Here is a 20,567-nt window from a genome sequence, read left to right on the forward strand (position 1 = left end):
TCCCTCCTTATCGTTTTCTTTTCATTATACCATTTTTTAAGCGATTCCCAAAACAATTCTTCTTTTTGCTTGACAAGTTTTTTGTTTTGTTGTATTATTTAATTAAGACAAAAGGATAAAAGAAAGGAGACCAAGATGTCCTGGACGTTTGACAACAAAAAACCCATTTATTTACAGATTATGGAGAAAATCAAGCTTCAGATTGTCTCCCATACACTGGAACCCAATCAACAACTTCCAACCGTGAGAGAGCTAGCAAGCGAGGCGGGTGTTAATCCAAACACCATCCAAAGAGCCTTGTCAGACCTTGAACGAGAAGGATTTGTCTATAGCAAGCGAACAACTGGACGGTTTGTAACTGAGGATAAGGAGCTAATCGCCCAATCGCGCAAACAATTATCAGAAGAAGAATTGGAACACTTCGTTTCCTCCATGACCCATTTTGGCTATGAAAAAGAAGAACTACCAGGCGTAGTTGGAGATTATATTAAAGGAGTTTAAGCCTATGTCATTACTAGCATTTGAAAATGTATCCAAATCTTATGGAGCAACACCAGCCCTTGAAAATGTTTCCCTTGACATCCCATCTGGAAAAATCGTCGGTCTTCTTGGGCCAAACGGCTCAGGAAAAACAACCCTGATTAAACTAATCAATGGCCTCTTGCAACCAGATCAAGGACGCGTCCTTATCAACGATATGGATCCAAGCCCAGCAACCAAGGCCATCGTAGCTTATTTGCCGGATACGACCTATCTCAATGAGCAAATGAAGGTCAAAGAAGCCCTAACCTACTTCAAGACCTTCTATAAAGATTTCAATCTTGAACGCGCCCATCATCTACTTGCAGACCTAGGCATTGATGAAAATAGTCGCTTAAAGAAATTATCAAAAGGAAACAAGGAAAAGGTCCAACTGATTTTGGTTATGAGCCGTGATGCTCGTCTCTACGTTTTGGACGAACCCATTGGTGGGGTGGACCCAGCAGCCCGTGAGTATATCCTCAATACCATTATCAACAACTACTCTCCGACTTCTACCGTTTTGATTTCTACCCACTTGATTTCTGATATAGAGCCAATCTTGGATGAAATTGTCTTCCTCAAAGATGGAAAAGTCGTCCGTCAAGGAAACGTAGATGATATTCGCTATGAGTCAGGTGAATCCATTGACCAACTCTTCCGTCAGGAATTTAAGGCCTAAGCAAAGGAGATTATTATGTTTTGGAATTTAGTTCGCTACGAATTTAAAAATGTTAACAAGTGGTACTTAGCCCTTTACGCTGCCGTGCTCATCCTTTCTGCCCTTATCGGGATACAGACACAAGGCTTTAAAAATCTACCTTACCAAGAAAGTCAGGCTACTATGCTATTTTTTCTAGCTACAGTCTTTGGTGGCTTGATGCTTACACTTGGAATTTCAACTCTTTTCTTAATCATTAAACGCTTTAAAGGTAGTGTCTATGACCGACAAGGTTATCTGACTTTGACCTTGCCAGTTTCCGAACACCATATCATCACAGCCAAACTAATCGGTGCCTTTATCTGGTCGTTGATTAGCACTGCTGTCTTACTCCTATGTATCTATATTATCTTACTGTCAACAAATTCTGATGAAGTTCAACTTTCTACTCTTCTGTCATTTGTTGGAGAACATTTTACCGGCTTTGGTCTTACTGTCTTATCCTTCCTGCTTAGTACAATCTCAGGAATCCTCTGCATTTACTTGGCCATTTCTATTGGACAACTGTTCAATGAATACCGTACAGCACTCGCTATTGTAGCCTACATTGGAATTCGAATCGTCATTGGAATTATAGAAGTCTTCTTCAATACCAGTGCTAACTTCTATGTCAATTCACTTGCAGGATTTAATGATAATTTCTATATGGGTGCAAGCATAAGCATTGTTGAAGAACTCATATTCATAGCTATCTTTTATCTCGGAACCTACTATATCTTGAGAAACAAGGTTAATTTGCAATAAAAAATGCCCAGCTAAAAAGCTGGGTTTTTGCGTTAACTCAAGATCAAATTGGCTACGATCGGACTGACAAATACGTAGAGAATACCTGTAACACCGATGGCTAGTCCTCCCATAGCCCCCGCTACAGCTCCATAGCGAAAGGCAGTTCCTGTTCCAACTGCGTGACCAGTTCCTCCAAGAGCAAGACCTGTGGCTACTGGATCCTCAATTTTTAGCCACTTCAAGAGTGTTGGCCCGATGACACTGGTTAAAATCCCAGTCGCTACTACAACTACCACGGTCACAGTCGTCAAACCTTGCAATTTTTCTGTGATTCCCTCTGCCATGGCGGTCGTTACAGACTTTGGGAAAAGCGAAATCGCCAAGAAGAAATCCATACCAAAAATCTTAGCCACAAGGGCTGTGAAAGAGGTATTGACAACTACTGCTAGCAGACTACCAAAGAGAATACTTCGAGCATGGTGCTTCATCAGATGAAAACTCTTATAAAGCGGAATCCCCAAAGCCACTGTCGATGGGACAATCAAGTTGTTCAGATAAACTCCACCTTGGTAGTAATCTTGGTAAGAAATGCCCGTCACCTTTAGAAAGATGATAATGAAAACAGCTGACAAAAGTAAGGGTGTTGTCAAAGGATGGGGAAAACGTCTGTAAATCAACATCCCCACTAGATAAGCTAGGATGGACAGGGCAAGCCCAAACAGGGGATTGGAAACAAATTCACTCATTTGGCATCTCCTTTCTCATAATCTCCCTCAAACCGTCTCTTGATGAACTGAACTACCACGGCTATGAGGATAATATTGATGACTGCTGCAAAAAAGACAATCAAAACGATGGGCAAGAGATAAGGAGCAATCACATCAAACTTCTCCATAATTCCCACTGCTGGTGGCAAAAAGAGAATGGTCATATTGGCCAGCAAGAAATTCCCCACCATATTGACATGTCTAGTTCTCAGCCACTTGAATTGCAGGGCTAGAAAGAGAATGATCAAGCCGATAATACTGCCTGGGATGGGCAGATGAAAGAAACTGGAGATTCCCTCTCCGATTAGAGAAATCACAAAGAGAATCATTAATTGAACATATAATTTCATCCTAAACTCCACGAAATAGACTTCTTGCATACCAGTTTACTCTTTTTTCAGAAAATTTCAAGGAAATGCACAAGAGTTATTGAAAATTAGAGAAGAAAGGGGATACAGACAATTAAAAACTAGTGAAAACAGGCATGATGTAGGATACAAGATTTCAGCGTCCTTCTTGCCAGCATTCTTGAAAAGTAGTATAATTATTGCATGCGCAATCATCTTGTGATACAGAGACTGTCCGTGAATGGACTTTCTTCTATTTACAACTCTAAAAAGAAAGGAGATACTATGACCTACTTGGAAAAATGGTTTGACTTCAATCGGCGTCAGAAAGAAATTGAAAGTCTCTTGGAAGAGACAATTGCCCAGCAGAGCGAGCAAAGTCTGACCTTGAAAGAGTTTTACCTGCTCTACTATCTGGACTTGGCTCAAGAAAAATCTCTACGCCAGATTGACCTGCCAGATAAACTTCATCTGAGCCCGAGCGCTGTTTCTCGGATGGTGGCTCGCTTGGAAGCCAAAAATTGCGGTCTGCTTAGTCGCAGGTGTTGTGATCAAGATCGACGCTCTAGTTTTATCTGCCTGACAAGTGATGGGCAAAAGACACTGACCTCTCTACAAAAGGCTGTCGAAGAAAGCTTGGAAACTGGTTTAGATTTCTGGGTTTAAGATGACTTTGAAAAAAACTTGCGTGCGCAATCATTTTTCTTGACATTCTCTTTTACAAGGAGTAAAATAAAGTCATCATTAAACAAAGGAGTTTTAAACATGATTGAAATTACCTATCTAGATGCCAGCAAGAACGAAAGAACTGTAACTTTCGAGTCTTATGAAGACTTTGATCGTTCACAACAAGCTTGTCTTATCGGCGTCGCAGACTACTACCCTGTTCAAAAATTGACTTACAACGGTCATGATTTGGACTACCATGGAACTTACGGAGATATCTTCTTCTATCTCAAGAAACAAGATTTAAGCCAATATAACTAAAAAAGGAGAAATACAATGGCAAAAGCAATTACAGATGCAACATTCGAACAAGAAACAAAAGACGGTTTGGTCTTGGTAGACTTCTGGGCAACTTGGTGTGGTCCATGTCGTATGCAAGGTCCAATCTTGGACAAATTGTCTGAAGAACTTTCAGAAGATGTCTTGAAAATCGTTAAAATGGACGTTGATGAAAATCCAAACACAGCTCGTGCTTTTGGAATCATGTCTATCCCAACTCTTCTCTTCAAAAAAGACGGCCAAGTTGTGAAACAAGTTGCTGGTGTGCATACAGCAGAACAAATCAAGGCCATCGTTGCTGAATTGAGCTAATCACACTAGAGACCAAGTACATTATTTGGTCTCTTTTTTCTTGCCCTTTGCCATTTTTCAAAAAATATGCTAGACTGTAGGTAGAATATTACGATGTTTGGGACATGCCATCGCTAAAAAAAACCTCTACTTGGTATTTTTTAGCTCCCTCAAGGGAGCTTTTTGCGTGCTCTGAACATTTCCCATTTTGGAAGGAGTACTATGAAACGTCAATCAGCCTTGGTCGTCTTTAGTGGCGGTCAAGATTCTACAACCTGCCTCTTTTGGGCTAAAGAACACTATGAAACTGTCGAAGCCGTCACCTTTGCCTACGGCCAACGCCATCATCTCGAAATTCAAGTTGCTAGAGAAATCGCTAAGGAACAAGGTATTCGTCATCACATCTTAGATATGTCTCTGCTGGGGCAAATCACTGAAAATGCCCTGACCTCTGATCTGGAAATTGAGCAAAAAGAGGGAGAGGTTCCCAATACCTTTGTTGACGGTCGCAACCACCTCTTTTTGTCCTTTGCGGCAGTTCTTGCCAAACAACGAGGCATTAAAGACATCGTGACAGGTGTCTGTGAAACAGACTTCTCAGGCTACCCTGACTGCCGTGATGTCTTTGTCAAATCCCTCAATGTCACCCTCAACCTTGCCATGGATTACGACTTCGTTATCCAAACACCTCTCATGTGGCTAGATAAAGCTGAAACTTGGGAATTGGCTGACCAACTCGGTGCCTTTGACTATGTTCGTGAAAAAACTCTAACCTGCTACAACGGGATTATCGGAAGCGGCTGTGGAGATTGCCCAGCCTGCCACCTACGTCAACATGGTCTAGATGTTTATCTCTCACAGAAAGGAGAGTCCTAATGTTTTTTGCACCTAAAGAAATCAAACAGGAAACTGGGGAATCGCTTGTCTACAATCCTCACAGAACCTTAGTATCAAAAGAATTTACCTTCGATGCTGCCCACCATCTCTTTCACTATGAAGGAAAATGCAAATCCCTGCACGGCCACACCTATCATCTGCAGATTGCTGTCAGTGGATTTTTAGATGAACGTGGCATGACCTACGATTTTGGAGATATCAAAGCTATCTACAAGAACTACTTAGAGCCCCACTTGGATCATCGTTATCTCAATGAAACCCTGCCCTATATGAATACGACTGCTGAAAATATGGTTTACTGGATTTTCCAAACCATGAGCCAAGAGTTGCCAGATGAGCGTGGTCTCCGTTTGGAATATGTTCGCCTCTATGAAACTCCGACTGCCTTTGCGGAGTTTAGACGGGAGTGGTTAGATGACTAGGGAACGTGTACTTAAATTACCAGTTCTAGAAATTTTTGGCCCAACATTTCAAGGTGAAGGTCGTGCTATCGGCCAGAAAACCATGTTTGTCCGCACTGCAGGTTGCGACTACCACTGCGACTGGTGCGATTCTGCCTTTACTTGGGATGGTTCTGAGAAACCTACTCGCATGACAGCTGATGAAGTCATCGCTGAGTTAGACAAACTAGGAAGCTATGACTATGTAACCCTGTCTGGTGGAAATCCAGCCATCCTAGCTGCCAACATGACCGAGTTAGTCACCAAGCTCAAGCAACGTGGTGTTACTCTTGCCGTTGAAACCCAAGGCTCCCGCTGGCAACATTGGTTGAAAGACATCGACCAGGTCACCTTGAGTCCCAAGCCTCCTTCATCCAAGATGGAAGTCAACTTTGAGACCTTGGACTTTATCGTTTCTCAACTAGACCCAGACAAGGTCACCTTTAAAATCCCTGTCTTTGATGATGCAGATCTAGCCTTTGCCAAAGGAATTCAAGAACGCTACCAACCAGATGTCCTCTTCTTATCGGCGGGAAATCCTGAGCCCAAGGCTACAGGCAATATTGTCCAAGACCAACTAGACCGCCTCAAAGAACTCTGGGAATGCGTCGCTGCTGACGATAGCTGGGGCAATGTTCGCGTCCTTCCCCAACTCCATACCCTCCTCTACGATAACCAACGCGGTGTTTAAGATTAGAAAGAAAAAATCATGTCACAACAAAAAGAAATGAAAAACCTAAGCCTACTGGGCAATAAAGAAACAACCTACATCTTTGACTATCAACCAGAAGTCCTCGAATCCTTTGACAATCGTCATGTGGAAAATGACTATTTCATCAAATTCAACTGCCCTGAATTTACCTCACTTTGTCCAATTACCGCTCAGCCAGACTTTGCAACAATTTATATTTCCTACATTCCTGACAAGCTCTGTGTCGAGTCAAAATCCCTCAAACTCTACCTCTTTAGTTACCGAAATCATGGGGATTTTCACGAAAACTGTATCAACACCATCGGGAAAGATTTGGTCAACTTGCTAGACCCTCGCTATTTAGAGGTTTGGGGGAAATTTACACCTCGTGGTGGCATTTCAATTGACCCTTACTACAACTACGGTAGACCTGGAACCAAGTATGAAGGATTGGCAGAACAACGCCTCTTCCAACACGATCTTTATCCAGAGAAAATTGACAACCGTTAAACTCATACTCAATAAAAATCAAAGAGCAAACTAGGAAGCTAGCCGCAGGCTGCTCAAAGCACTGCTTTGAGGTTATAGATAAGACTGACGAAGTCAGCTCAAAACACTGTTTTGAGGTTGCAGATGGAAGCTGACGTGGTTTGAAGAAATTTTCGAAGAGTATGATACAAAAAAGCCCTGTTCCTCAAGCTGAGGAGCAAGGCTTTTTGAGTTTCAATTATTCTTCAGTTCCAAGGAAGTTTTTAGCAACAAGAGCTGCAAGAACTCCACCAACGATTGGTGCAAGGATGAAAATCCAAACTTGTTGAAGGGCTGCTCCACCTACCAAGACAGCTGGAGCCAAGCTACGAGCTGGGTTTACTGAAAGTCCAGTAATGTTCAAGCCAGCTAGAATCAAAGCTGTCAATGACAAACCGATGACCAAACCAGCGATTGCACCATTCCCTTTGCTTGCTGATGTTACAGTCATGATGACCAAAACAAACAAGAATGTTGCGATTGTTTCAAACAAGAAACCACCAAAGACAGTTACACCATTTGCCAAGGCATTTTCACCAAGACTTGCAGTTGACATACCTGAGTTCGCCAAGAGGAACAATACAGCTCCAGATGCAAGGAAAGCACCAACCACTTGACCAAGAATGTAGTTTACAAGCTCTGAAGATGACAAACGTTTGTTCACAAACATAGCGATAGAAACAGCTGGGTTCAAGTGAGCACCTGAAACAGTTCCGATTGAGAAGGCTGCGACTACGATTGCCAAACCAAAAGCAAGAGCAATTCCAAGGTGTCCAAGTCCTTCAACACCATTTCCAAAAACAACAGCTCCTGTTCCGATGAACACAAGCATAAATGTACCGATTAATTCAGCAACAAATTTTTTCATTTTTAGTCTCCTTTTTTCAAACTATGTATTAGTCTATCAGAAGAAGGAAAGGGTTTCAAGAAAATTGCTTGGAAAGTTTTTGAAAATCATAGAACTATTATCTAAGCCCTAGTATTGAAAAGACTGGATAGCTTCTTTCAAATCATCTTGTAAACTATTTCTCTGGTCAAGTTGGACATAGACTTCTAATAAACAGGATCTGAAATTGGAAAATTTATAAAAATCTTCCCTCTCTTCTATCGGGAAATCAAGTGACTTTATCCAAGAAGTCAGTGTCGCTTGCTCCACTTTTCCTTGCAAAATAGGTTCGTAAAGGACTCTGGCCAAGCGCCAGTCCTCATCATCTATAAATCGAACCGTAATTCTTTTAAATAGTTGGCCAAGTATGTCAAATACTTCATGAACTCTGTTTTTAGGAAAGTCTGGATGACAAACAACTTCAGTCAAAAGATCAGCCCCATGAGCAAAAGCATGCACCCAACCATATTGACTTGAAAAACCTGTCGTATCCTCTTCTTTTTCAAGGTAATGCAACCCTTGATCGAGCATCGTATTTCTGATATCAGTTTGCAACACTTGATAAAAAAGAGACTGTTCATTACCATCAGCTGATAAGAGATTTGCATAAATAAGTGCCTTAAAAGAACGTTCAAGAGTTGAAGTTCCTGTCTTATCAATCTCTTTATCTAGACCATCATCAGAAACAATCCTAGCAGCGATAAACTGAAATTGTTCCTGCGTAAATAACTCTTCTTGAATCCCCCTAGCCAGACTGGTAAAAACCAATTCATCACGAATATCTGGATTGGGATCCCCTAAGTGCTCAAGCAACCACATGAGTTCTTCTTGACGATAGCTCGGTTTTTCTTCTGCTATTTTTCTTTTCAATTCTGGATACATTTGCATACCTCCAATCATACAAATATATTATACAACATTCTTTTCTAGCTATCATCATTATAAAAGATAAATAGGTTAGTCTCAGATATTTTTTCACTCTTAGAGGGTTGATTTTTTCCAAAAAGTAGGTATTTGTTTGACACAAATTTCACAAAGGTGTATACTGAAACGTGATAGGACTTCTTTTAGAAACCTATCACGACTCACTTATAAACCTTTTGCTGTTCTTTTATGAACGTTTGAATGGTATCACGGATACCGAGGAGGAATCATATGTCTAAAGTAGCTATCGTTACAGGTGCAGGTCAAGGGATCGGTTTTGCAATCGCAAAACGCTTGGTTCAAGATGGTTTTAAAGTTGGGGTTTTAGACTACAACGCTGAAACAGCTGAAAAAGCAGTTGCTGAATTGTCAGCAGATAAAGCTTTTGCTGTTGTAGCTGATGTATCTAAACAAGCAGAAGTTGCTGCAGCTTTCCAAAAAGTTGTGGATCATTTCGGAGACTTGAACGTTGTTGTAAACAACGCCGGTGTCGCTCCTACTACACCTCTGGATACAATTACAGAGGAACAATTTGCTCGCACATTTGCTATTAACGTCGGTGGCGTGATTTGGGGAGCACAAGCTGCTCAAGCTCAATTTAAAGCACTTGGTCACGGTGGTAAAATCATCAATGCTACTTCTCAAGCAGGTGTTGTCGGAAATCCAAACTTGACTGTTTACGGTGGTACAAAATTCGCCGTTCGTGGAATCACTCAAACATTGGCGCGTGATTTAGCAGAGTCAGGTATCACTGTCAACGCCTATGCTCCAGGTATCGTTAAAACACCAATGATGTATGATATCGCTCATGAAGTTGGAAAAAATGCAGGAAAAGATGACGAGTGGGGTATGCAAACATTCGCAAAAGATATTACATTGAAACGTCTATCTGAACCAGAAGATGTAGCTGCAGCAGTTAGCTTCCTTGCTGGACCAGATTCAAACTACATTACAGGCCAAACCATTATCGTTGATGGTGGTATGCAATTCCATTAAGATTCATAAAAAGAGGTTGGAAAATGATCCAACCTCTTTTAATATCTGGCGATTCTAGATAGGAATCTTTTTTGTTCTAGAATTTTATTTTTAAAGCATATAAAATGAAGTACATTCTATATCTTTATCATTATCCAAAGATATCTCTTACCCTAGACTTCCAATTCCCCCAACTGGGCACTATAGGCGATAATCTGGTCAACCGTATCAGACAAGAATTGAATGGTATCACGGAGTGGTTTATCTGTTGAAATATCCGCTCCGATAATCATGGCTGACTCAAGTGGTGTCTTGCTACCACCAGACTTGAGAAGATTGAGCCAGTCTTCAGCTCCAGTTTCTGAATTTTTCAAATGGAGATAGCCAGCTGTCGAGATTACAAGACCTGCAGAGTAAGTATAGCTATACAAGCCCATGTAGTAGTGAGCTTGGCGCATCCAAGTCAAAGCCGCATCATCATCAATCTCAATAGCATCTCCCCAGAAATCTGTCAAAACTTCCTTCATAATGCTGTTGAGTTTGCTTGCTCCAAAGGTTTCCCCTTCTTCAATCAGTGTATAAACCTTACGTTGAAAGGCTGCTTCCAAGAGGTGGGTGATAAAGTTATGGAAGTAGGTATCTGTCAAGCGGTGTGCAAGAGCGAATCGTTTTTGACGTGGGTCGTCAGATTGGTGCTCCAAGTAGTCACTAAGAAGCAATTCATTGAAGGTTGACGGCGCTTCAACATAGTAGGTCGACATGTGGGCGTTAAAATAGCTTTGGTGATTGTCTGAAAAGATAAATTGACCAGAATGCCCGATTTCATGAATCAAGGTATAAACATCGCTCAAACGACCTGTCCAGCTCATGAGAACATAAGGATGCACACGGTATGGATCAGCTGCATAGCCACCAGAATCCTTGCCGCTATTGGCAGCAAAGTCCACCCAGCGCTCTTCTTGATAACGAGCAACTTCCTGACAATATTCTTGCCCCAAAGGTTCTACCGACTTCATGACCAAATCATAGGCATCGTCAATAGTCACTTCAGGATTGAGGGCGCTGTCCAAGTCCAATTTCCAGTCTGCAAAGGTCATCTTTTCAAGACCATTCACCTTGGCAACATGCTTGAGATATCGCTGAGCAACTGGCGCAAAGTCCTTCATGATGAGATCAATCTGACGATCAAACATAGCACGGTCTACTTCTTGCTCAGCTAAAAGATAGTCAAAGACGGAGTCATATCCCTTCATATCTGCCAACAGTTTTTCAGATTTAACCTGAGCAAGATAGGCTGCCGCAGCCGTATTTTGGTGCTTACGAAGTCCTTCTGAGAAAGAACGAAAGGATTTCTCACGAACCTCAGCATCCTCGTGATTTTGATAGAAATTCTCATAAGTAACAAAGCTGTTTTTGTAGGTTTTGCCATGAGCTTCAAAATCGGCCATTTCAAAGTCACCAGCTCGCATCTTAGTATAGATATCCTGTGGACTGTAGAAAACTTCACCCAGATTGGTCAAGGCCTTCTCCACATCAGCCCCAAGATAGTGGGCTTTTTTGATTTTGGCTTGACGAATGGCTGCAGTCAAATGTGGCAAGTCACCCAAACGGTCCAAGACTTCCTCGTCTGCTGCCACCAAGGCGTCATCAAAGAAAGTCAAGGCTACACTGGCATCTGTTTGAAACTCCATCCCAGCCTGGGCGATATTGGCAAAATCTTCATTGCTATAGTCCGTCGTCTGAGGCATAAAGCTGTAATTTCCAATATGACTCATCTGAATGTAGATTTGTTCCAATTCCGCAAAGGCCTTCTCGAAATCTTCAAAAGTGTGAAGATTGCCCTTGTAGTCACGGCTAAATTGATTGATGTCTTCACGCGCCTTCTCTATCGCACGTAAGAAGTCCTCACGGTCTTGGTATAGGGCTGTCAAATCCCAAAGTTCCTTTTCAGGAAATTCTGAACGGTGTTTTTGTTCCATTTTCTTCCTCTTATTTCTCTAATTCTAATAAAACACTAAGGGCTGACAGGGCATAAAGCGGTGCTGTTTCTGCTCGCAAAATACGAGGACCAAGACCTGCCAAGACTGCTCCTTTAACTTCAAAACTCTCGATTTCTGCAGGTGAGAGACCACCTTCTGGACCAAAGATAAAGAGCAATTTAGCTCCTTTTTCCAGTCCAGCAACTGCTTGTATAAGTGCGGCTGATTCTCCTTCTTTAGCCGACTCTTCATAAGCCACCACGATGCGGTCAAACTGGCTCAGTTGTGTTAGAAAATCTGCTTTCCTTTCAAAAAGCTGAATACTTGGAACCAGATTACGCTTGCTTTGCTCTGCTGCTCCAAGGGCGATTTTTTCTAGTTTCTCAACCTTTTTACCCAATTTCTTGCCGTCCCACTTGGCAACGGACCAGTCGGCAGGAAAGGCCCAGATTTGGCTAGCACCTAACTCAGTCACCTTTTGCGTGATAAACTCCAGCTTATCTCCCTTGGGAAATCCAGATGCGATGGTCACTTGGACTGGCAGTTCTACATTATCAGCTAATTCCTCAACTAGCTCCAACTGACGAGCCTCCACATCTAGCACGCGCGCCAAGCGCTTGATCCCATCATCAAAGACCAAGGTCACTTCATCATCTTCTTTCAAGCGCATAACCTGAAACATATGCTTGCTGGTTTCCTTGTCCTTGATGGTGACAGGTGAGACTGCACTGCCTTTGACAAAATACTGTTGCATGCTAGCCTCCAATCACACCTGAAATATCCTTGGTCTTCTTGAAAACACAGGCATTCCATTCGCCTTGAATCATATGGGTTTCAAGGAAAAATCCAGCTGACTCAGCCGATTCGCGCACCATGTCCCACTTATCCTTAATAATCCCACTCATGATCAGGTAGCCTTCATCCTTGACCAAACGATAAGCATCCTCTGTCAGGTGAATGAGAATATCTGCCAAGATATTAGCCACGATAACATCTGCCTCAATCTCAACACCCTTAAGCAAGTCTCCTGTTGCTACATGGATGTTTTCCATACCAGGATTGAGCTCAATATTTTCCTGAGCGACTCGAACCGCCACATCGTCCAGGTCATAGGCAAAAATTTCTTTAGCACCAAGTAGCGAGCTAGCAATGGAAAGAACCCCTGAACCAGTCCCCACATCTAGTACCGTCTCACCACCACGGAGAACCTGCTCCAAGGCAAAAAGGCTCATCTTGGTCGTTGGGTGGGTTCCAGTTCCAAATGCCATTCCTGGATCCAGCTTGATAATCTTTTCTCCAGCAGTCGCCTCATAGTCTGTCCAAGACGGCACGATGGTCAAATCATGAGTAATACGAGCTGGTTCATAGTATTTCTTCCAATTGTCCGCCCAATCTTCCTCAGCCAAGGCAGTTGTCCCCATCTTGACCTCTCCCAGATCCATAAAATCTGTCAATTCTGCTAAGTGAGCCTGCAAATCTGCCTCAACCACTGCTATATCAACCGTATCAGGATAGTAGGCTGTCACCACGATTTCTTCCTGTTGCTCAACCTCAGGGAAAATCTCACCAAAGCGATCCACATTTCCCACATAGTCCATGCTGTCTTCGATTGCAACACCTTGGGCGCCTAACTCAATCAGGAGATTAGAGACCAGCTCCTCTCCCTCGCGCTTAACTGTAACTTTTAACTCTTGCCATGTTTCCATAATTAAGATACCAAGCCCGTAAAACACAAAGCCAAAATAGGAACTTCTCTGAAGACGCTTGTGTCTATGAGAAGTTTATCTTTTTTGTCACAGTGTTTAGGGCGAGTTCAGTTTAGAAATTTAACTGAACCATCCTTTCTAATCACTTACTTTTAAATAATCCCTCAATCTTCTCTGCAACTGAGGTATAACTTGACTGGAAGTAAGAAATTCCTCAACTTTCATCAGCTGATAGGCCTGCCCTTCATCTCCAAATACGATACTGTCAAACTGATCTTGACTTAGCTGACCAACCATAAAGACCGACTGCTTCCCCTCAAAAAGCACACTTGAGTATACTTTACTCCAAAGCAGGCACTCTTCAGTTAGATGAATTCCTAGTTCTTCATAGACTTCACGCTGAGCGCAGTCAAAAGGACTTTCATCCCCTTCACGGCCACCACCTGGCAAATCTCACATGTTGGGACAAAGGATATCGTCCTTGTCATCACGTAAGATAGTCAAAACCTTACCCCCACAAATCAAGGCAATCTTAGAGCCTGTAAAATCCATTCTGCTATCCAATAATTCCATGATATTTACTCTTTTCTATGATAATAATTACTCTCTAAGAAAATACAAGCTAGTTTTCTTCGATTACTTTTTGGCACTCTACATCCCAGTACGCCTGCCATCTACCATGTTTTTTAGCAAAATAAACCGTAAACTCATCATTTACATAATCTGCAACATAGCGAAGATTAGGCGGGTTTTCCTCAAAACTTAATATCCAAGGATGGAAGTAAAATGTCCTTTCCCACTTCTTCTGAGTATAGCCGAGATCCTTAGCATACTGAGGGATGGGTTGTTGCAACTCACTTTCCAAATGGGACTGAATGGCATTGTCAAAACTATTCAAACGAGCTAATAGTTGCTGAAACTGCTCTTCTTCCTCCGTCTTAAAACCAACTAGAAATTCAAATTCCTCAAAATCTTCAGGAAATTCAAGTTCTGTGATTTTCCCATCCTCAGCATAGCGTCCTTCCTCATTAACAAGGCGACGAGCTCCTGATTTCAATACTCTCTCGAAATCCAGATCCGCAAAGCGATTGCGGGGAAGAATATCAACTGACGGCTCAGTTTTAGCTGACCTTCTCCTGAAAAACTGTTTGACTTTTTCTAGCATAGTCTCCCCCTTCTCCTTGAATTCATTATTTAAAAATGTCCACTTAGAATCTTTTCTAATACCTCGGATAAGGATAAAATTCTCCCTCTTCCAAGCCTGCTTTTCCTTCTTCAAAGACTTCTTGGTTCCATTCCATGACGAATTCTTCTGCTTCTGGGTCTTCCAAAAAGTCCATGAGGGCATCTAATCCAACCTCTGCAGTATCTTTGAGAAATAGCGCAAAATAAGCTAAAAATTCACGAGAAAAACCTTTTTTAGGCAGGTAAGGAATAACCGTCAAATAGTCTTCTTCATTAACTGTTGACTTAGCAGGATTGTAAAAGAGGACTGCTTCTTCAAAGAGAATATCGTCTGACGACACCTCTCCGTCCTCATCTAGCATCTCCACTCCTGCAGGATTTTGTGCCTCTAGCAAAAAACTCACTTCAACTGCATGATTGCGCTTATCCCAGCTAATCTCATAGTCAAAAGGAAAGTTCTTGTCCAATTCTTCTTGTAAAACATCTAAAAATCCGTATGTTGCCATGTTGTCCTCTTTCTATACGACTCTTAAATCGCCCCGAATACTCGGAAATATGCTAAAATAGATACTACCATATTACCACATATACATCAGAAAATCCATGTTAGAAAGGACTGCTATGCCAGACAATCTCGCGCTTCGTATGCGCCCCAAAACCATCGACCAGGTCATCGGTCAAGAGCATCTGGTAAGCCCAGGAAAAATCATCCGTCGCATGGTGGAGGCTAACCGCTTATCCTCCATGATTCTCTACGGGCCACCAGGAATCGGTAAGACCAGTATCGCTTCAGCCATCGCTGGAACGACCAAATATGCCTTTCGAACCTTCAATGCCACTGTTGATAGTAAAAAACGTCTCCAAGAGATTGCTGAAGAAGCTAAATTCTCAGGTGGCCTTGTACTGCTATTAGACGAGATCCACCGTCTTGACAAGACCAAGCAAGACTTTCTCTTGCCTCTTTTGGAAAGTGGACTGGTCATCATGATTGGTGCTACGACTGAAAATCCTTTCTTTTCTGTTACCCCAGCCATTCGTAGCCGAGTTCAAATTTTTGAGTTGGAACCTCTATCCAACCAAGATGTCAAAGAGGCCATCCAAATAGCCCTGACAGATCCTGAACGAGGTTTTGATTTCCCTGTTGAATTAGATGATGATGCCCTTGATTTTATCGCAACATCTACCAACGGTGACCTCCGTTCTGCTTTTAACTCCCTGGACTTGGCAGTTCTCTCCACTCCAGCTAATGACAAAGGTATCCACCATATTACACTGGATATCATGGAAAATAGTCTTCAGAGAAGCTACATCACTATGGACAAGGATGGAGACGGACACTATGATGTTCTTTCTGCCCTCCAAAAGTCTATCCGCGGGTCAGATGTCGACGCTAGCCTCCACTATGCTGCTCGCTTGATAGAGGCTGGTGACTTGCCAAGTCTCGCTCGTCGTTTGACTGTTATCGCTTATGAAGATATCGGCTTAGCCAATCCTGAAGCTCAGATTCACACCGTGACTGCTCTGGATGCTGCCCAAAAGATTGGGTTCCCAGAAGCCCGCATTCTCATTGCCAATGTCGTCATTGATTTGGCCCTTTCTCCAAAATCCAACTCAGCCTATGTAGCTATGAATAAGGCTCTTGCCGACCTCAAAACATCAGGGCACTTGCCTATTCCGCGACACCTGCGTGATGGGCACTACAGTGGAAGCAAGGAACTGGGGAATGCCCAAGACTATCTCTATCCACACAACTATCCTGGAAATTGGGTCAAGCAAGACTATCTACCAGAAAAAATTCGTAATCATCACTATTTCCAAGCAGAAGATACTGGTAAATATGAACGGGCTTTGGCTCAAAGAAAGGAAGCTATCGACCGTTTGCGAAAAATCTGAAATCCTTTTCAAAAAATTGCACTTTCCTCTTGATTTTTTTTGAAAAAGTGGTATTATATAAACATAGAAACGCTGTGGTGTACGACTTCACACTTAAGTGTTGACCGACTATTTTTTGTATTATTAGGGAAACAAAAGTCTTCTAACAGCATGTAGGCCGTCTCACACGGAAACAGCTTCAGTTAGAGCGAGTTGCCCACCTGCTTAATTGCGCGGGTTCAATACAAACCGTGAAGTTTCGGCACCAATACAGCTTTTTTCTTTGCCTCCTTAGCTCAGCTGGCAGAGCAGCGGACTCTTAATCCGTGGGTCACAGGTTCGATCCCTGTAGGGGGCATCTAAATACAACAGGAAAAAGCCTTGTAAATCAAGGCTTTTTTTGCTTGTCTATAACTGATTTACCCCATCATTTGTCCCACATTTTAAATCTATCTTTTCTTTTTGAATCAAATTACATCTTTACAAATAGTGTAAAGCCAGTTACTTTTGCTTTGATTCCATACAATATTTTCATGTAGAGAAGACAAATTTTATCTTCTCTTTTTATTTTCAAAATAATAAAAACTGATTTTCTTTTCATAAATCAGACTGAAACTTCCAAATTTTCCATTTTGTTTATTGATATTTCCTCTAAAAAGGTGTATAATATTTTTATTATCAAACTATACTATACTATATAGGGGGTATTGAAATGAAATTTTCTAATCGTTTACTGCTATTCCTTGCAGGAGTTGTTTTTGTCCTTTTAGCACTCTTTCTATTTACAGACCCAGTAGCTAATCTTGTTGCTTACAGCTGGTGGATTGCATTTGGTTTACTGGTTGCTTCTATAGCAGCTATTTTAGGCTATTTCTCTGTACCAAAAGTGCTTCGCTCACCAGCTCATCTTTTCCAAGGGATTGTTAATCTTCTCTTGGCTCTTTACCTCGTTGCCTATGGCTTTGTGACGCTGCCAGTTGTCATTCCAACTATTTTAGGAATTTGGTTAATTGTAGAAGCCATTATAGTTTTCTTTAAAGGCAATCGTCTGGGATTGATTTTCCCTATTATTGGCAACCATATCATGTGGATAGCGTTGCTTGCATTTTTACTAGGTCTAGTGATTTTGTTCAATCCAGTAGCTACAAGTGTCTTTGTCGTTTATGTCGTTGCCTTTGCATTTTTAATTGTTGGTTTCACCTATATCCTTGATGCCTTTCGTAAATAATCTAGCTGCCATTTTGGGCATATTAAAATAGCTGGGAAGTTACATTCTCAGCTTTTTCTGTTGCCTCCTTAGCTCAGTTGGTAGAGCAGTAGACTCTTAAGCTATGGGGCGCAGGTTCGAGCCCTGCAGGGGGCACATCTAAATCAACAGAAATAAGCCTTGAAACCAAGGCTTTTTTTAACGTCTAATAGCTTTTTGTAGAAAAGTATTTAAAAATAAAAGAGAAGAGAATCTCTCACTCTCTTCTCAGTATATCTTATTAAATTTAGTTTTTCTTAATCTAGCTGATTTTCCTTTGCAACGACAAATTCCTTAACCAATCGATAGATAACAGCAAATATCGGTGTAAAGAATATCATCCCAAGTAAGCCAAAGAGATTGCCTCCAATACTAGCAGCCGCAAGCGTGAAAATAGCTGGCAAACCAATAGACTGACCTACAACTCTAGGATAAATAAGGTTTCCTTCAATCAGCTGTATAACTTGATATAGAAGAAGAGAAAGTAAGGCTTGAGTAGGACTCACTGTGAAGATAAAAATCGCTCCCACAACACAAGCAATCATAGGCCCTACATAAGGAATGAACGATAGCACTCCTGCAAAGATACCTGTCATTACTCCATAGGGTATCCCAAACACGCTGTAACCAACCGCTATCATAACTCCTATGATAACTGCTTCAATCAGCTGACTCATCAAAAATTGGTCATAAGTCTCTAGTGCTACTTGTCCAATGTAAGTCAACTTTATCACCACCTTCTCTGGAAGAAAAACTTTTAGAAGTCGACTCGTCATCGCTGCCAAATGTTCCTTACTGGATAAAAATAAAAAGGTGAAGACTATAATCAAAAAGGCATTCATCAAACTTGAAAAAATATTGCCGATATTACTAGTCAGACCTGATAAAAAACCTATCAAAGCTTGGCTAATAGAACTAGATTGTCCCTGTATGCCTGATACGATAGTTGACAACATGTCTTTGGTTACAAATTCCGAGCTGCCTAGCAATTTCCCAAGTTGAGTAAGGACTGTTGAAAGGACTGTTCCCAGCTGACTAATAGTCTGGGCTAGGGTTGGCAGCACCAAAACCAAAAGAGCAATCACGATTAAGATAAGAGCTAGGAAAACAAGTACCATGGCAATCGGACGACGCAACTCTGCCTTTACCTTCAATTTAACTAAGTACTGTTCAATTTTTTTCATAGGAACATTAAGCACAAAAGCAATAACAGCACCATAAATCAAGGTTGATATTACATCAAAGAGAGAGATTGCTCCTGATATAAAGCTCGATGCATTCAGAATTACAAGAGCAACCAGCCCTATAAAAAGTATTAACGGGGTGTATTTTTTTACTAAGTTCATAAATTCTCCTTAATAAACATGTTTAGATACGACTATACTATTTGGTTTTTCAAACTCTCGATTAAGGTAGGCTTGGTAAGTTCCTGGAGCGATAAATCCTTTGGGTGAGAGGATATCGGTGCCAGCCTGACCGACTATGGTATCAGCCAAGAGCACACAGTTTGTAGATAAGACAAAGTAGGATTTAAACTTAGATTTGATAAATTTATAAAGTTCCCCATCTGTCTCATGTCTGATTTTATAAGCGTAGGTGTAGTCTTCCTTACCATCACCTGTCATGATTTTATCTGCACTTGGCTCCCATGGAATCGTCAGTTGTTTCAATTCAGCCAACTTTTTCTGAACTGCTTTTTCCATTTCAGGCGTCAAATCTATCCCATAACCAAAAAGCGTTTTTTGACTCTCCCGTTTACATAGGTCAATGTACTTGTCACGATCACAGAAATATAAGACACCATCTCCAACCATACCAAATAAGGTCTCAGATGACGGATCATAGTTGCCATAAGAAATAACACGGCCCTGATAGCAGATATCCACATGACCAATAGCTGAAAACAGGGAGGTCTCAGCTGTATGAACAAAAATTTCTAGCTCTGCTGTCTTACCAGACTTCACTATTCCAAGATGGATATCTTCTTCCTCATCAGCATTTTCCAGCATAAATTTGTTAATTTTTGCTAAAGTTCTTGCAGGGATGAGAGCGGCTAGGACAATAGGTAAGCTAATTCTAATGCGACGTTTGAGATGGTTTTTCCCAATTTCCCCTTCAAATAAGAAACCGTCACGGATATTGGACAGACCATAAAGGAAAAAATAAGCCCCTAAAACAAAGAGTTGAAAGACAGAATTTCCCGTAGAGGACAAAAGACTAGTCCCACCAAGAAAAACTAGTACGAGACCATCTAGTAAGAAACGAAAACGAGGTCGAATTTTGTTTTTGCGGTAGAGAAGATAGGTGACAAGGTTGATACTAGCATGAAAAATCTGATAAATTCCAATCACAAGAGCCAAAATATAAATCGGCACATCCGTCGCAAGATTGGAGCCAAGCAAATATCCCAGCACTAACAATTTAACCAGTGCAACTCCCAAGGTGTCCGTTGACTGACTTTTTTTGAAAATACGTAATACTAAATCTAAGACCGTTGCTATCCAAGCTAAAAACAGAACCAGTTGAATAACCTTTACTGGCAACCAAGTCCCCGTGACCATCAAGATGAGACCTAGCAGAACAAACAAGAACCCCTGAGCAAGTAATTTCTTACCTGTCAGACCTAAAGATAGAATTTTCGCCATATAAAAACCTTTCAACAATAAAAATTAAACACTCCGATTAAACTGACTAGTAAATAGCCAACACTACAAACAGCCTGTGCCAGCAACATATGGTGACTAGAAATGACTGTAGTAATGTCACCATCTTGTCTTATGCACTTCTAAAATTTGTTATATTGATTAGAAACCAGAGCTTATAAAAACTAGCTAAACTCGAGAGATAGACACAATTGCGACG

At 41.5% G+C, this 20,567-nt stretch carries 24 protein-coding genes, 2 tRNA genes and 1 pseudogene; 15 read left to right on the forward strand and 12 right to left on the reverse strand.

Annotation, left to right across the window (positions count from 1 at the left end):
• Positions 1-135: 135 nt before the first annotated feature.
• The 3 genes from QM959_RS05505 to QM959_RS05515 are packed head-to-tail and all read left to right on the forward strand — an operon-like array spanning position 136 to position 1,984.
• Positions 136-501, forward strand: coding sequence for a GntR family transcriptional regulator (locus tag QM959_RS05505; protein WP_000119149.1), 366 nt, complete (start codon positions 136-138; stop codon positions 499-501).
• A gap of 4 nt (positions 502-505) precedes the next feature.
• A complete protein-coding gene (locus QM959_RS05510) occupies positions 506-1,201 on the forward strand; it encodes an ABC transporter ATP-binding protein (RefSeq protein WP_414371942.1) in 696 nt (231 codons plus the stop codon).
• A gap of 15 nt (positions 1,202-1,216) precedes the next feature.
• Entirely contained in the window at positions 1,217-1,984 is a 768-nt protein-coding gene (locus QM959_RS05515) for a hypothetical protein (protein WP_414371944.1), read from the forward strand.
• A 32-nt stretch (positions 1,985-2,016) separates the two neighbouring features.
• On the opposite strand, the gene QM959_RS05520 is transcribed toward QM959_RS05515, so the two are convergent.
• Entirely contained in the window at positions 2,017-2,712 is a 696-nt protein-coding gene (locus QM959_RS05520) for an LrgB family protein (protein WP_414371946.1), read from the reverse strand.
• Positions 2,709-3,083, reverse strand: coding sequence for a CidA/LrgA family protein (locus QM959_RS05525; protein ID WP_000781327.1), 375 nt, complete (start codon positions 3,081-3,083; stop codon positions 2,709-2,711). The genes QM959_RS05520 and QM959_RS05525 overlap by 4 nt, the downstream gene beginning before the upstream one ends.
• 282 nt (positions 3,084-3,365) lie before the next feature.
• Here QM959_RS05525 and QM959_RS05530 point away from each other — a divergent pair, with 282 nt between their 5' ends.
• The 7 genes from QM959_RS05530 to queF all read left to right on the forward strand — a co-directional run bounded on the left by QM959_RS05530 (position 3,366) and on the right by queF (position 6,914).
• Positions 3,366-3,746, forward strand: a complete 381-nt coding sequence (locus tag QM959_RS05530; RefSeq protein ID WP_414371949.1) for a MarR family winged helix-turn-helix transcriptional regulator — start codon at positions 3,366-3,368, stop codon at positions 3,744-3,746.
• A 99-nt stretch (positions 3,747-3,845) separates the two neighbouring features.
• Positions 3,846-4,067 (forward strand): DUF4649 family protein, encoded by a 222-nt coding sequence (locus QM959_RS05535; RefSeq protein WP_000570255.1) that lies wholly within the window; start codon positions 3,846-3,848, stop codon positions 4,065-4,067.
• Positions 4,068-4,082: 15 nt separating this feature from the next.
• Positions 4,083-4,397 (forward strand): thioredoxin, encoded by a 315-nt coding sequence (gene trxA, locus QM959_RS05540; protein WP_001029581.1) that lies wholly within the window; start codon positions 4,083-4,085, stop codon positions 4,395-4,397.
• 201 nt (positions 4,398-4,598) lie between these two features.
• Entirely contained in the window at positions 4,599-5,252 is a 654-nt protein-coding gene (gene queC, locus QM959_RS05545) for a 7-cyano-7-deazaguanine synthase QueC (RefSeq protein WP_247934899.1), read from the forward strand.
• A complete protein-coding gene (gene queD / locus QM959_RS05550; protein WP_000464575.1) occupies positions 5,252-5,695 on the forward strand; it encodes a 6-carboxytetrahydropterin synthase QueD in 444 nt (147 codons plus the stop codon). Before queC ends, queD begins: the two co-directional genes overlap by 1 nt.
• On the forward strand, positions 5,688-6,404 hold the full coding sequence (queE, locus tag QM959_RS05555; protein WP_414371951.1) for a 7-carboxy-7-deazaguanine synthase QueE: 717 nt from the start codon (positions 5,688-5,690) through the stop codon (positions 6,402-6,404). Before queD ends, queE begins: the two co-directional genes overlap by 8 nt.
• An 18-nt stretch (positions 6,405-6,422) precedes the next feature.
• Positions 6,423-6,914 carry a preQ(1) synthase gene (gene queF / locus QM959_RS05560; protein WP_414371953.1) on the forward strand — a complete coding sequence of 164 codons (492 nt, stop codon included), beginning with the start codon at positions 6,423-6,425 and terminating at the stop codon, positions 6,912-6,914.
• A gap of 217 nt (positions 6,915-7,131) precedes the next feature.
• On the opposite strand, the gene QM959_RS05565 is transcribed toward queF, so the two are convergent.
• Together QM959_RS05565 and QM959_RS05570 are read right to left on the reverse strand one after the other, a co-directional pair.
• Positions 7,132-7,800: an MIP/aquaporin family protein gene (locus tag QM959_RS05565; RefSeq protein ID WP_414371955.1), complete on the reverse strand. Its 669-nt coding sequence runs from the start codon at positions 7,798-7,800 to the stop codon at positions 7,132-7,134.
• 108 nt (positions 7,801-7,908) lie between these two features.
• The gene (locus tag QM959_RS05570; RefSeq protein WP_414371956.1) at positions 7,909-8,700 is read right to left on the reverse strand and encodes a DUF2785 domain-containing protein; all 792 of its coding nucleotides are present in this window, start codon (positions 8,698-8,700) and stop codon (positions 7,909-7,911) included.
• Positions 8,701-8,973: 273 nt separating this feature from the next.
• Here QM959_RS05570 and QM959_RS05575 point away from each other — a divergent pair, with 273 nt between their 5' ends.
• Positions 8,974-9,738 carry a (S)-acetoin forming diacetyl reductase gene (locus QM959_RS05575; RefSeq protein WP_000048146.1) on the forward strand — a complete coding sequence of 255 codons (765 nt, stop codon included), beginning with the start codon at positions 8,974-8,976 and terminating at the stop codon, positions 9,736-9,738.
• Positions 9,739-9,890: 152 nt separating this feature from the next.
• On the opposite strand, the gene pepF is transcribed toward QM959_RS05575, so the two are convergent.
• The 6 genes and pseudogenes from pepF to QM959_RS05605 all read right to left on the reverse strand — a co-directional run bounded on the left by pepF (position 9,891) and on the right by QM959_RS05605 (position 15,093).
• On the reverse strand, positions 9,891-11,696 hold the full coding sequence (pepF, locus tag QM959_RS05580; protein ID WP_414371958.1) for an oligoendopeptidase F: 1,806 nt from the start codon (positions 11,694-11,696) through the stop codon (positions 9,891-9,893).
• A 10-nt stretch (positions 11,697-11,706) separates the two neighbouring features.
• Positions 11,707-12,450, reverse strand: coding sequence for a 16S rRNA (uracil(1498)-N(3))-methyltransferase (locus QM959_RS05585; RefSeq protein WP_414371960.1), 744 nt, complete (start codon positions 12,448-12,450; stop codon positions 11,707-11,709).
• A 1-nt stretch (position 12,451) separates the two neighbouring features.
• Positions 12,452-13,402 (reverse strand): 50S ribosomal protein L11 methyltransferase, encoded by a 951-nt coding sequence (prmA, locus tag QM959_RS05590; protein ID WP_414371963.1) that lies wholly within the window; start codon positions 13,400-13,402, stop codon positions 12,452-12,454.
• 138 nt (positions 13,403-13,540) lie between these two features.
• Positions 13,541-13,975 (reverse strand): annotated as a pseudogene (locus QM959_RS05595) (NUDIX hydrolase).
• 49 nt (positions 13,976-14,024) lie between these two features.
• Positions 14,025-14,567, reverse strand: a complete 543-nt coding sequence (locus QM959_RS05600; RefSeq protein WP_247934889.1) for a hypothetical protein — start codon at positions 14,565-14,567, stop codon at positions 14,025-14,027.
• Positions 14,568-14,622: 55 nt separating this feature from the next.
• Positions 14,623-15,093: a DUF3013 family protein gene (locus QM959_RS05605; protein WP_414259732.1), complete on the reverse strand. Its 471-nt coding sequence runs from the start codon at positions 15,091-15,093 to the stop codon at positions 14,623-14,625.
• Between the two features lie 115 nt (positions 15,094-15,208).
• Between QM959_RS05605 and QM959_RS05610 the strand changes: the two genes are divergently transcribed.
• From QM959_RS05610 to QM959_RS05625, 4 genes are all read left to right on the forward strand, one after another.
• Positions 15,209-16,480, forward strand: coding sequence for a replication-associated recombination protein A (locus QM959_RS05610; RefSeq protein ID WP_414371965.1), 1,272 nt, complete (start codon positions 15,209-15,211; stop codon positions 16,478-16,480).
• A 264-nt stretch (positions 16,481-16,744) separates the two neighbouring features.
• Positions 16,745-16,817 (forward strand) — tRNA-Lys (locus tag QM959_RS05615).
• 354 nt (positions 16,818-17,171) lie between these two features.
• Positions 17,172-17,687, forward strand: coding sequence for a DUF308 domain-containing protein (locus QM959_RS05620; RefSeq protein ID WP_414371967.1), 516 nt, complete (start codon positions 17,172-17,174; stop codon positions 17,685-17,687).
• 62 nt (positions 17,688-17,749) lie between these two features.
• A tRNA-Lys gene (locus QM959_RS05625) sits at positions 17,750-17,822 on the forward strand.
• A gap of 140 nt (positions 17,823-17,962) precedes the next feature.
• Here the strand turns inward: QM959_RS05625 and QM959_RS05630 are convergent.
• Positions 17,963-19,051 (reverse strand): AI-2E family transporter, encoded by a 1,089-nt coding sequence (locus tag QM959_RS05630; RefSeq protein ID WP_004256071.1) that lies wholly within the window; start codon positions 19,049-19,051, stop codon positions 17,963-17,965.
• A gap of 9 nt (positions 19,052-19,060) precedes the next feature.
• Positions 19,061-20,350: a DUF308 domain-containing protein gene (locus QM959_RS05635; RefSeq protein WP_125425916.1), complete on the reverse strand. Its 1,290-nt coding sequence runs from the start codon at positions 20,348-20,350 to the stop codon at positions 19,061-19,063.
• Positions 20,351-20,567 lie beyond the last annotated feature (217 nt).

The sequence above is a fragment of the Streptococcus mitis genome (genome assembly GCF_047459985.1).
GTDB classification, from domain to species: Bacteria; Bacillota; Bacilli; order Lactobacillales; family Streptococcaceae; genus Streptococcus; species Streptococcus mitis_DZ.

Coding starts and splice junctions, on each gene's coding strand:
- QM959_RS05505 (WP_000119149.1), top strand. CDS start 136: ATGTCCTGGACGTTTGACAACAAAAAACCCATTTATTTACAGATTATG.
- QM959_RS05510 (WP_414371942.1), top strand. CDS start 506: ATGTCATTACTAGCATTTGAAAATGTATCCAAATCTTATGGAGCAACA.
- QM959_RS05515 (WP_414371944.1), top strand. CDS start 1,217: ATGTTTTGGAATTTAGTTCGCTACGAATTTAAAAATGTTAACAAGTGG.
- QM959_RS05520 (WP_414371946.1), bottom strand. CDS start 2,712: ATGAGTGAATTTGTTTCCAATCCCCTGTTTGGGCTTGCCCTGTCCATC.
- QM959_RS05525 (WP_000781327.1), bottom strand. CDS start 3,083: ATGAAATTATATGTTCAATTAATGATTCTCTTTGTGATTTCTCTAATC.
- QM959_RS05530 (WP_414371949.1), top strand. CDS start 3,366: ATGACCTACTTGGAAAAATGGTTTGACTTCAATCGGCGTCAGAAAGAA.
- QM959_RS05535 (WP_000570255.1), top strand. CDS start 3,846: ATGATTGAAATTACCTATCTAGATGCCAGCAAGAACGAAAGAACTGTA.
- trxA (WP_001029581.1), top strand. CDS start 4,083: ATGGCAAAAGCAATTACAGATGCAACATTCGAACAAGAAACAAAAGAC.
- queC (WP_247934899.1), top strand. CDS start 4,599: ATGAAACGTCAATCAGCCTTGGTCGTCTTTAGTGGCGGTCAAGATTCT.
- queD (WP_000464575.1), top strand. CDS start 5,252: ATGTTTTTTGCACCTAAAGAAATCAAACAGGAAACTGGGGAATCGCTT.
- queE (WP_414371951.1), top strand. CDS start 5,688: ATGACTAGGGAACGTGTACTTAAATTACCAGTTCTAGAAATTTTTGGC.
- queF (WP_414371953.1), top strand. CDS start 6,423: ATGTCACAACAAAAAGAAATGAAAAACCTAAGCCTACTGGGCAATAAA.
- QM959_RS05565 (WP_414371955.1), bottom strand. CDS start 7,800: ATGAAAAAATTTGTTGCTGAATTAATCGGTACATTTATGCTTGTGTTC.
- QM959_RS05570 (WP_414371956.1), bottom strand. CDS start 8,700: ATGTATCCAGAATTGAAAAGAAAAATAGCAGAAGAAAAACCGAGCTAT.
- QM959_RS05575 (WP_000048146.1), top strand. CDS start 8,974: ATGTCTAAAGTAGCTATCGTTACAGGTGCAGGTCAAGGGATCGGTTTT.
- pepF (WP_414371958.1), bottom strand. CDS start 11,696: ATGGAACAAAAACACCGTTCAGAATTTCCTGAAAAGGAACTTTGGGAT.
- QM959_RS05585 (WP_414371960.1), bottom strand. CDS start 12,450: ATGCAACAGTATTTTGTCAAAGGCAGTGCAGTCTCACCTGTCACCATC.
- prmA (WP_414371963.1), bottom strand. CDS start 13,402: ATGGAAACATGGCAAGAGTTAAAAGTTACAGTTAAGCGCGAGGGAGAG.
- QM959_RS05600 (WP_247934889.1), bottom strand. CDS start 14,567: ATGCTAGAAAAAGTCAAACAGTTTTTCAGGAGAAGGTCAGCTAAAACT.
- QM959_RS05605 (WP_414259732.1), bottom strand. CDS start 15,093: ATGGCAACATACGGATTTTTAGATGTTTTACAAGAAGAATTGGACAAG.
- QM959_RS05610 (WP_414371965.1), top strand. CDS start 15,209: ATGCCAGACAATCTCGCGCTTCGTATGCGCCCCAAAACCATCGACCAG.
- QM959_RS05620 (WP_414371967.1), top strand. CDS start 17,172: ATGAAATTTTCTAATCGTTTACTGCTATTCCTTGCAGGAGTTGTTTTT.
- QM959_RS05630 (WP_004256071.1), bottom strand. CDS start 19,051: ATGAACTTAGTAAAAAAATACACCCCGTTAATACTTTTTATAGGGCTG.
- QM959_RS05635 (WP_125425916.1), bottom strand. CDS start 20,350: ATGGCGAAAATTCTATCTTTAGGTCTGACAGGTAAGAAATTACTTGCT.